Annotated in this window: 10 protein-coding genes and 1 tRNA gene; 3 read left to right on the forward strand and 8 right to left on the reverse strand. The window is 71.7% G+C overall.

The window, feature by feature from the left end; all coding sequences use genetic code 11:
- Positions 1-5: 5 nt before the first annotated feature.
- Genes Q0Q23_RS09480 through Q0Q23_RS09490 form a run of 3 tightly spaced genes read right to left on the reverse strand, consistent with a single transcriptional unit; the run spans position 6 to position 3,303 of the window.
- Complete coding sequence (locus tag Q0Q23_RS09480) at positions 6-1,298, reverse strand: amino acid deaminase/aldolase (protein WP_295122405.1); 1,293 nt, start codon at positions 1,296-1,298, stop codon at positions 6-8.
- A gap of 53 nt (positions 1,299-1,351) precedes the next feature.
- Positions 1,352-2,608, reverse strand: coding sequence for an MFS transporter (locus Q0Q23_RS09485; protein WP_295122408.1), 1,257 nt, complete (start codon positions 2,606-2,608; stop codon positions 1,352-1,354).
- Positions 2,605-3,303 carry a TetR/AcrR family transcriptional regulator gene (locus Q0Q23_RS09490; protein WP_295122410.1) on the reverse strand — a complete coding sequence of 233 codons (699 nt, stop codon included), beginning with the start codon at positions 3,301-3,303 and terminating at the stop codon, positions 2,605-2,607. Before Q0Q23_RS09490 ends, Q0Q23_RS09485 begins: the two co-directional genes overlap by 4 nt.
- 129 nt (positions 3,304-3,432) lie before the next feature.
- Between Q0Q23_RS09490 and Q0Q23_RS09495 the strand changes: the two genes are divergently transcribed.
- Positions 3,433-5,610 (forward strand): Ig-like domain-containing protein, encoded by a 2,178-nt coding sequence (locus tag Q0Q23_RS09495; protein ID WP_295122412.1) that lies wholly within the window; start codon positions 3,433-3,435, stop codon positions 5,608-5,610.
- 23 nt (positions 5,611-5,633) lie between these two features.
- Here Q0Q23_RS09495 and Q0Q23_RS09500 read toward each other — a convergent pair whose 3' ends face one another.
- Together Q0Q23_RS09500 and Q0Q23_RS09505 are read right to left on the reverse strand one after the other, a co-directional pair.
- Positions 5,634-6,008 carry a YchJ family protein gene (locus Q0Q23_RS09500; RefSeq protein WP_295122414.1) on the reverse strand — a complete coding sequence of 125 codons (375 nt, stop codon included), beginning with the start codon at positions 6,006-6,008 and terminating at the stop codon, positions 5,634-5,636.
- 168 nt (positions 6,009-6,176) lie between these two features.
- Positions 6,177-6,572 carry a VOC family protein gene (locus Q0Q23_RS09505; protein ID WP_295122417.1) on the reverse strand — a complete coding sequence of 132 codons (396 nt, stop codon included), beginning with the start codon at positions 6,570-6,572 and terminating at the stop codon, positions 6,177-6,179.
- A gap of 228 nt (positions 6,573-6,800) precedes the next feature.
- On the opposite strand from Q0Q23_RS09505, the gene Q0Q23_RS09510 reads away from it, so the two are divergent.
- Positions 6,801-6,874, forward strand: a tRNA-Leu gene (locus tag Q0Q23_RS09510).
- A 33-nt stretch (positions 6,875-6,907) separates the two neighbouring features.
- On the opposite strand, the gene Q0Q23_RS09515 is transcribed toward Q0Q23_RS09510, so the two are convergent.
- The 3 genes from Q0Q23_RS09515 to Q0Q23_RS09525 all read right to left on the reverse strand — a co-directional run bounded on the left by Q0Q23_RS09515 (position 6,908) and on the right by Q0Q23_RS09525 (position 8,537).
- Entirely contained in the window at positions 6,908-7,471 is a 564-nt protein-coding gene (locus Q0Q23_RS09515; RefSeq protein WP_295122419.1) for a dihydrofolate reductase family protein, read from the reverse strand.
- A 233-nt stretch (positions 7,472-7,704) separates the two neighbouring features.
- Positions 7,705-8,151 carry an SRPBCC domain-containing protein gene (locus Q0Q23_RS09520; RefSeq protein WP_295122421.1) on the reverse strand — a complete coding sequence of 149 codons (447 nt, stop codon included), beginning with the start codon at positions 8,149-8,151 and terminating at the stop codon, positions 7,705-7,707.
- A complete protein-coding gene (locus tag Q0Q23_RS09525; protein ID WP_295122423.1) occupies positions 8,148-8,537 on the reverse strand; it encodes a helix-turn-helix transcriptional regulator in 390 nt (129 codons plus the stop codon). The genes Q0Q23_RS09520 and Q0Q23_RS09525 overlap by 4 nt, the downstream gene beginning before the upstream one ends.
- Before the next feature lie 92 nt (positions 8,538-8,629).
- Between Q0Q23_RS09525 and Q0Q23_RS09530 the strand changes: the two genes are divergently transcribed.
- Positions 8,630-9,214: a YigZ family protein gene (locus Q0Q23_RS09530; protein ID WP_295122425.1), complete on the forward strand. Its 585-nt coding sequence runs from the start codon at positions 8,630-8,632 to the stop codon at positions 9,212-9,214.
- Positions 9,215-9,326: the final 112 nt, after the last annotated feature.

Below are 9,326 nucleotides of genomic sequence, written 5' to 3' on the forward strand. Positions count from 1 at the left end.
CGCCGTCACAGGAACACCCGGCCTTCCCCGCGGTAGCTCGGCACCGACCCGACGACCGCGGCGCGGCCGTCGACGAGGTCGACCAGGTGGAAGTCGTCCACGTGCTCGCTCAGCTCGCCGGACTTGGTGTGCCGCAGCCAGACCCGGTCGCCGATGCGCAGGATCCCCGCGGCCGCTCCGGTGACCGGCGTCTGCACCTCGCCCGCCATCTCGCGATCGACCATCGACAGGCCGGTCGGCCACTCGATCTTCGGGAGGCGATCGGGTCCGGGAGGCCCGGACGCGATCCAGCCGCCGCCGAGCAGGGTCGCGGTGCGCAGGTCCGGGCGTCGCACCACCGACAGCGCGAAGGACGCGGCGGGGGCCGGGCGGAAGCCGCGATAGGTGTCGAACAGGTGACCTCCGAACAGGCCGCTGCCCGCGGCGATCTCGGTGACCGAGGGGTCGGAGGCCGTGAACTCGAGCGATCCGGTGCCGCCGCCGTTCACGAACTCGAGGTCGGCGAGGGCCCGGACGACGGCGACGGCCTCACCGCGGCGTGCGAGCAGCTCCTCCCGCGAGCTCTTCTGCATCCAGCGCAGGGTCGCGCCCCAGGCCGGGCGCCCGGGCGGATCGTCGCCCTGGCCGGCGATCTGCGCCTCGTAGCCCATCATCCCGACCAGGGCGAAGCCAGGGCGTCGCACGATGGCCTCGGCGACCTCGCGCACGGCGTCGACGCTGTGCAGCGGCGAGCGGTAGACACCGATGTGCCCGAGGACAGGGGCGTCCCATGACGAGTCCAACTCCAGGCAGAGCCGGATGGTCTCGCGCTCGCCGGGCGGGACGACCGCGTCGATGAAGTCGAGGTGCGCGACCGAGTCGACCATGAGCGTCACGCGCGCTGCGAGCTCGGGCGACGCGGCGAGGCGGGCGATGGCGGCGCGGTCGGCGGTCGGATACCCGACCACGACATCCTCGATGGGCGGGTGCCCTGCGTCGCCTTCCGCCAGCCAGAGCGCCTCGGGGAGGGTGTACGCCAGCACGCCCGCGTAGCCGGGGAGGGCGAGCACCGCGTCGAGCACCGACCGCACCCGTACCGACTTCGACGCGACGCGGATGGTCTTGCCCGGACGGTCCGGGCTCCCGCCCGCGCGTCGCAGCATGTCGTGCGCGTTGTGCCGCAAAGCGGGAAGGTGCAGCACCGCGAAGGCCGGGTCGAGACGAGCCGTCGCGACCCCCAGTGCGGGCCAGAAGACGTCGGGGGTCGTCCAGGTGCGTTCGGCGGGGGCCGGTTTGGTGGTCAGGTCGATCGGGTTCACGGCGTCCTTCCGTCGATTCTGCGTCTGGTGTGCTCTCGCTCCTGTCGCCGGCATCAGCGAACCGCCTTCACGCGTGCGACCGCGAGGGCCCCGGCGAACGCGAACACGCCCGACAGCACGAACAGGCCGACGAAGCCGCCGAGGGCCGCCACGATCGCGGCACCGAACAGGGGCGCCATGGCCTGCGGCACGGCCGTGGCGATGTTCATGATGCCGAGGTCCTTTCCGCGGTTCTCCGGGTCGGGCAGCACTTGAGTCGCGAGCGCCTGGTCGACGGAGAGAAAGCAGCCGTACCCGAGTCCGAGCAGGCCAGCGGCCACCATCGCGACCGTCAGCTCGGGCACGAACGCCAGCAGCAGCGCCGCGACGCCCTGCAGAGCGGACGAGACGAACACGAACGCCTTGCGCCTCCCGAGCCGATCGGACAGCCGGCCGAGGGCGAGTGAGGCGATGATGACGAACACCATGTAGATCAGGATCAGCACGAGCAGATCGTCGTCCGCGTGGGCGTCATGGAGGCCGAACTCCAGGAAGTACAGCAGCAGCGAGGTGCCGAACGCGTTCCCGAAGTTCACCAGCACCCGGCTGAGCAGCGTCCAGCCGAAGTCGGGGTGCTCGCGCGGGCTGATCCACAGCCCCTCCACGACGCCGCGGAAGGTCATCCGCTCCCGCAGGTGTGCGGGCAGCACAGCGTCCGGCAGGAACAGGAACGGGAGGACGAGCACGACCAGGAGCACCGCCATCGCCGTGTAGCCGATCAGCGCCCCGACGAACACGAACGTGACGAGCGAGACGCCGAGGATGATCCCGATCGCCTGAGGCGCGCTGATCCAGCCCGACACGTACCCGCGCTGGTCGACGGGCACCTGGTCGGAGATCGTCGCGGTGAGGGCGGCGGTGAGCACGCAGAAACCGGTGAGCGCGAGCGACCAGAAGACGCCGATCCCGACCATCGTCGTCTGGAGGCCGAGCAGCATCAGAGACACGGCGAACAGCAGGGCGCCGCCCGCGATCCAGGGCCGACGCCGGCCGAACCGGCTGGTCGTGCGGTCTGAGAGGGCGCCGGTGAGCGGGTACGCGATGATCGCGCAGACACCGGAGATTCCCGAGATGATGCCGAACGCGATGACGTTGTCGACCCAGTAGTCGGTGTGCAGCTGTGCCTGGACCTGGTCGGGCAGCAGCTTCTGGATCGGCGCGAGCTGCGCCATCCAGACGCCCAGCCAGGCGACCGCGAAGGCGGCGATCCAGCGGCCGGGGACGCGCCGGGTGGGTTCGGCGAAGACGGCGGGCGTCGAGGTGTGGGTCATCGGGCACCTGCGTTCGGGTTGGGGAGGAGGGATCCGGCGGTGTGGTCGGCGGAGTCGGTGGGGGCGGCGGAGTCGGTGTCGTCGGCGGAGTCGACGGGGGCGGCGAGCGCCGCGAGCGCGTCCGCAGCGAAGTCGAGGGCGCGCTCCGCCGCGGCGTCGTCCCGGGTGACCAGCCACGCGATCGTCACACCGTCGGTCAGCGTGACGAGGAGGCGGGCGACCTCGGCGACGGGGCGGTTCCAGGTGCTGCCGGTGAGGTCGGCCGCGTCGCGCGCCGCCCTCTCGGCGAGTTCGTAGTACCGGTCGTACTGCCGTCCGGCGAGCGGTGCGAAGCCGGGTTCCCGCAGGGCCCACTGGGTCAGCTCGAACATGGCCTTCTCGCGATCGGGATCGGCTCGCACGCCGTCGAAGTAGTGCTGGAGACCCGACCGGATCGCGGCGCGGATCCCCAGTGGGGCCCGGGAGGCGTCCAGGGCGGGTTCGAGGTCCGTCTGCTCACTGGACACGACAGCGTTGACCAGTTCGGCCATCAACTCGTCGCGCGATTCGAAGACGTAGTGGAAGCTGGCGAGCGGCATCCCCGCCTCGCCGGCGATGCGGCGGGTCGTGGCGGCGGCCACGCCGTCGCGGGCGATGACCCGCAGGGCAGCCTGCACGAGCGCTGCGCGGCGGTCCGCCGGGGGGATGCGCGTCATCGGAGCTCCTTGCGGTGCCGGTTCGCGCGTCGTCGCGCGAAGTGGGACAGTTGACCCAGTTGTCAGTATGCCGCAAATCCGGCCCGTTGGTTTGACATCCGTCGTGTCCGACCCGTGGAATGGGGTGGAATGCGGGTTTTTCTGTCTGACGTATCTCCACCAGTCCGGCCGCGGGGGGCGACCGGACTGTTCGCTGCTGCCCTGACCGGTCTGATCCTCGCACTGCTGGCCGCCGCGACGCTCGCGACTCCGGCGACCGCCGCCCCGCAGCAGCCCTCCCTGCACGGCACCACCGAAACCGCACGTTCCGACACCTCTCCGCCGGTCTCACCGCGGGCGGCCCCGTCCGACACGGCCTCGGGTACCCCGACGCCGACACCGACTCCCGGGCCGCCGCACCTCGACCCGCTTCCCGACCACCTGGTCACCTCGTTTCCGTTGACCGTCTCCGGCACCGCGGATCCCGGCGACGTCATCGACGTCTCCGGCGGATCCTCGACGAACGCGGACTCGCGCTGCACCGCCACCGCGGGCGACGACGGTCGCTTCCGCTGTGCCCTCCAGCGTCTCCCCGACGGTCCCGGTGTGCCGGTTCGCGCCGAGTCGCGCGGCACCGGGCTCTCGGACAGCGCACGGGTCGACGTCCTCACGCCTCCCACGATCACCTCCGCCGACGGCGGCGCGACCGGGGGCGGCATCCGCGGAACGGCCTATCCCGGCGCGACGGTCGCGGTCACGGCGGAGACCGGCGACTCCTGTTCGTTCCCCGCCGACAGCAACGGCAGCTGGGGATGCGTCATCGGCGGGCTCCGCGACGGCACGCACACGGTGACGGCGACACAGGTGGCCCCGTTCTCGTCGACCCGCTCCGACCCGAGCCGCTCCGTCACCGTCGTCGTCGACACGTCCGCCCCCGCTGCGCCGACACTCACGTCTCCCGCACCGGGCGCCACGAGCACGGTCGGGCAGACGATCGTCTTCGGCGGGTCCGGAGAACCGGGTGCGACGGTCACCGTCTACGCGAGCACAGCGCACGGAACGACCGTCGCCTGCACGGCGACCGTCTCCGGCACGGCGTGGTCGTGCCGCGCCGACCTCCCGGAGGGAGGGTACCTGGCGTCGGCGCTTCAACGCGACGCGGCCGGGAATGTGAGCGCCGGCAGCAACTCCGTGGCGATCTCGGTGGCTGCCGCCACCGCGGCCGCCCCGCGTGACACGCCCGCCCCCTCCCCGTCGACCACACCGGCTCCCGCGCAGCCCGCACCGCCGAACCCCTCCCCGTCCTCCCCGGCCACCCCGGCGCACCCGGAGACGAAGGGCTGGACGGACACCCCGTTCAGCACGGCGTCGGCGCCGGTGGTCTCCGTGGAGTCGGTGCCGGGGTGGCTGCGCTCGGTCGGCCTGGCGATCGCGGCACTCCTGCTGCTCGTGCTGCCCGCCCGCCTCCTGATCGCCGCACTCTCCCGCCCGCGGGAGGCGCGCCCAGGCCGCGCTTCCCTCTTCGGGCGCAACCGAGCGCGATCGGAGCTCGGCGAGGCCGACGCTCTGCTCGGCGGCGCGCACACCGGGTCCGCCGCGGCTGCGCAACCGGTCTGGCTGGCGCCCGTCGTCGGTGTCACCGCCGCCGCCCTGGTGACGCTGTCGACCTCGGTGCAGGACGCCGCCGCCTACCTGAGACTTCTCACCGCCGTCACACTGGCCGTGGTCGGTGTTAACGCGATCTGGGTGCTGGCGGCGCGCGGGATGACCAGGCACCTCGGTCTCGCTCTCGCCCGGCCGGTCGTTCGGCCCGGGCTCCTGGCGGTCGTGGCGGCGGCCGCGCTCGGTTCACGGCTCGTCGGCCTCGAACCCGCTCTGCTCTTCGGCCTCGTGCTGGGCGCAGCGCTCCCGAAGGCCGCCGACCGCGTCGCGCGCGGACGCACCGCCGCGGTGCAACTGTGTGCGGTCGCGGCGCTCGGCGTGCTCGCGTGGCTCGCGGTCGGCCTGCTGCCGGCACCGTCGGGCGAGGTCTCCGCGTTCGTGCGGGAGCTCGCCAACTCGACCGCCCTCATCGCGATCGGGTCGACGGCCGTCGCCCTCCTCCCGTTCGGCAGGCTCGCCGGCCGGTCCGTGCTGCGCTGGTCGCGCCCGCTGTGGCTGGCCATGGCGCTGGTGATCTACACCGTGCTGTTCGCCTTGCTGCTTCCCGTCGCGTCTCTCGTCCAGGCCGGGGCGGGCGTGGTCGCCGCGGTCGTCGCGGCCATCGTGTTCGCGGCGGTGAGCGTGTCGGTGTGGCTGTGGGAGCGGTACGTCGAGCCCGCACGCTGACACCGTGACGACGTCGAGCCGAGTCAGAGCGCTTTCACGTAGAACCAGTCGGGCCCGTCCTTGGCGAACCGCGAGGTCTCCTGCAGAGTGCCCCGCTGGGCGCCCTTGTAGTACGCCATGAACGCGACGACGCCGTCACGATCGAAGGGGCCGCCCCGCTCGGTCGACTCGATGTCGAGCCGGTACCAGCGCAGCCCGTCGTCCAGGTCGAGCGCCTGCGGACGAGTCGAGGGGTGCCAGCTGCGCAGGAGGTACGCGGCGTCGCCGAGCGCGAAAGCGCTGAACCGCGACCGCATCAGCCGCTCCGCCGTCGGAGCGGGCGAGCCGGCGTGCAGCGGACCGCAGCAGTTCCCGTACGTCTCACCGCTCCCGCACGGGCATCGGGTCGATTCGGTCATCCGACGAGCATAGCCGGGCAGGCGTACACAGAGGGGGACCCGGCCGGAGCCTTACGTCGGGGGATCTCGGGCTCCAGCCGGGTCGGAGGACACCTCACCAGAAAGGGTGTCTGGACCCAGTCTGCACGGTGAGGGTGGGTGGGGCCTTTGGACGGTCTGAACGTCCTCTCAGTGCACTGCGGGATCTGCTGCTGCAGCATCTGCTGTTGCGGCCTCGCCTGCGGCGACGACGCAGAAGCGGTTGCCGTCGGGGTCGGCGAGCACGAGATAGTCAGCGCCCTCCTCGTACTCCCACTCGACGTCGGTCGCGCCCAGTGCCCGGAGCCGGTCGGCTTCGGCGAGCTGATCGTCGGCGTACAGGTCGAGATGGTGCCGCGGGGAGGCGTTCGCCTCGCTGCCGACGAGCTTGAGCGCGAGTCGCGGCCCCACGCCGTCGGGCGACACCAGGAGCGCCCAGTCCACATCCGGCTCGTACAGCGGCCCGTAACCGAGCACGGCCGACCAGAACTCCACGGCCCGCGGGATGTCGCGGACCCCCCACACGACGGAACCGATCCGGATCATGCCCTCACCTTCCACCGCCTCAACGGCGACGACAAGGGGCGCGGTGGTCGTCGCACCATATATGGTGGGAGCTATGGAAGGCGTGCTGATCGGATTCATCTGGACTGTCGTCATCGTCGGCGGTGCGCTCGCGCTCGCCGCCGTGGTGCAGATGGCGAAGGCGCCCTTCAAGAACCGCTGATCCCCGGACGGCGTCCCGTCCCCCCGATCGGCGCCCCGAGCCGCTCGGCCCCCATAGCCCAATTGGCAGAGGCAGGCGACTTAAAATCGCCCGAGTGTGGGTTCGAGTCCCACTGGGGGCACCCGCCGATTCCGCGCGCGGCCGGCGACCGCACTCACCGCTCCACGTCGTAGACCAGCTTCTGCACCCCGTTGCCGTAGACCTCGTGTTCGGCCACCGTCAGCTTCAGCGCCGGGTGTGGAGACTCGCTGAAGGGGCGTGCGCCCTCGCCGAGCAGGACGGGGAAGACCAGCAGGTGGTAGCGGTCGACGAGTCCGGCCTCTGCGAGTGAACGCGCGAGTCGGAGGCTGCCGTGGACGATGATCGGCGCCCCATCGCCGGCCTTGAGCGCCGCGACGTCGTCGAGTGAGCGGAGGATCGTCGCGGGCCAACGCTCGTCGTCATGCCGAAGCGAAGTGGAGACCACGTAGCGGGGCATCGCGTTGTAGCCGGCGAACTCGTCCATCGACGGCCAGACCGGCGCGAACAGCTCGTAACTCGTCCGGCCGAGCAGCACCGCGCCGGACTTCTCCTGCTCCCGGCCCTTGAGCTCGTAGGCGGCCGGATCGAACTCGACCGAGCGGAAGGTCCAGCCGGCGTTGCGGTAGGACGCGTCGTCGCCCGGCGACTGTGCGACGCCGTCGGCGGAGATGAACGTGGAGACGATGAGTGAGCGCATGGTGGGTCCTCCCCTCAAGTGACGGCCGGTCCCGCCACCTATTTAACCTATCGGTTCTGAACTTGATAGTTCAATAGCGTCGTCGCGGCGTGCTGCGGAAGCGGCGGCGCTTCCGCCGACGCCACGCACGACCTCCCCGTGCATTCTGAGCGCACGGGGATGTGGGGCCAGTGCCCGGGACCATGGTCGTATCAGCCGGTGGAGATCCGGCTCGACTGACCTCCGATGCCGCGTCAGTTCTCGGCGATGTCCGCCAGAACGTCGAGGAAGGTCTGCCAGCCGGCGATCGTGCCGAGTCGCTGCTCGTCGGTGAAGCCCGGGGTCTGCTGGGTCATCCGCAGGTGCGTCCCGGCCGCGGATGGGGTGAGCTCCACGGTGAGCACGGCACGCTCGCCCTCCGCCGGGCGATCGGTGAGCGTCATGACCAGGCGCGACGGCGGATCCACCTCGAGGAACTCGCCCGCCCAGTCGATGGTGCTCCCGTCGGGGAGCACCATCATCGCCGACCAGGCGCGGCCCGCCTCTGCGCGATAGTCGAGTGCATCGAGCGGAACCTGAACCTCGCGCCCGCCGAACCAGCGGGCGAACGACTCCGGCGTCGTCCAGGCCGCGAACACGGCCGAGGGCGGTGCAGCGAACTCCCTGTCGATCTGGATGCCGTCCTCGGTGATGCCGGTCATTCCTCGCCCTTCTCGCGCTCCGCCGCAGCGGACGGGATCGTATCGGCCGCGCCCCCGCCCGGCCCGCTCGCGAGGACGTCATCGAGCGCGTCGAAGCTGTCGCCCCAGAACACCCGGTAGTCGTCGATCCACGCCGACGCCTGCGCGAGCGGGCGGGCATCGAGCATCGCCGGGCGATACTGCGCGTCTCTGCCGCGCGAGACCAGCCCGGCGCCCTCGAGCACGCGCAGGTGCTTCGACACCGCCGTGAAACTCATATCGAAGGGCGCAGCGAGATCGCCGACGTTCGCCGAACCGTGCGCAAGTCGCGCCAGGATGGCACGGCGCGTCGGGTCCGCGAGCGCCGCGAACGTGCGGCTCAACGTATCGTCCACCGTCCTCGTCATGGGTTCCTCCCGTCCCCGGCTCAGCACGCCCGTACTGAACCGATGAGTTCGACACCAGGCTAGCAGCGGGGTCGAGCCGGTACCGTTGAGACGTGAGTCGCACCCTGACCTCCCCCGTCGGCTCCGAGCTCGAGGTCCGCCGCAGCCGATTCCTCGGATACGTGCTCCCCGTCGACGACCGGGAGGCCGCACTCGCGGAACTCGCGCGCCTCCGTTCCGAGCATCCCGGCGCCGCGCACGTGTGCTGGGCGCTGCTCGCCGGCGGCCAGTCCGGGATGTCCGACGACGGGGAGCCGTCGGGGACGGCGGGCCGACCCATCCTGGAGGTCCTCCGCCACCACGAGCTCGACGGCGTTCTGGCGGCGGTGGTCCGCTACTTCGGCGGCGTCAAACTCGGGGCGGGCGGCCTGGTGCGTGCCTACACCGACGCCACCGCCACGGCGCTGGCCAATGCGGAGACGGTCGAACGCGTCCCCGAGACCACGCTGGAACTGCGCGCGGACTACGCTGACGCCGAGCGGGTGCGCCGGTGGGCGGACGCCGCCGGCTACGCGGAGCCCGACGCCGAGTACGGCGCGGAGGTCGTACTGCGGCTTCGACTGCCGAGGACCGCCCGCGAGGGGGCGGTGCGCACCATCGCCGACCTCGCGCAGGGGCGCATCCGCGTCGAGGGGTAGCGCCGGAGCAGCAGCAGCCCGCCGCCTGCCGGCACGACGAAGGCCCGGCCCCCTGAGGGCGGATTCCAGTGATCATCGCAACACCCCGAGATTCGAGGGGTTGTGGATGGCA

Source organism: uncultured Leifsonia sp., from assembly GCF_945957465.1.
In the GTDB taxonomy this organism is placed as follows: domain Bacteria; phylum Actinomycetota; class Actinomycetes; order Actinomycetales; family Microbacteriaceae; genus Leifsonia.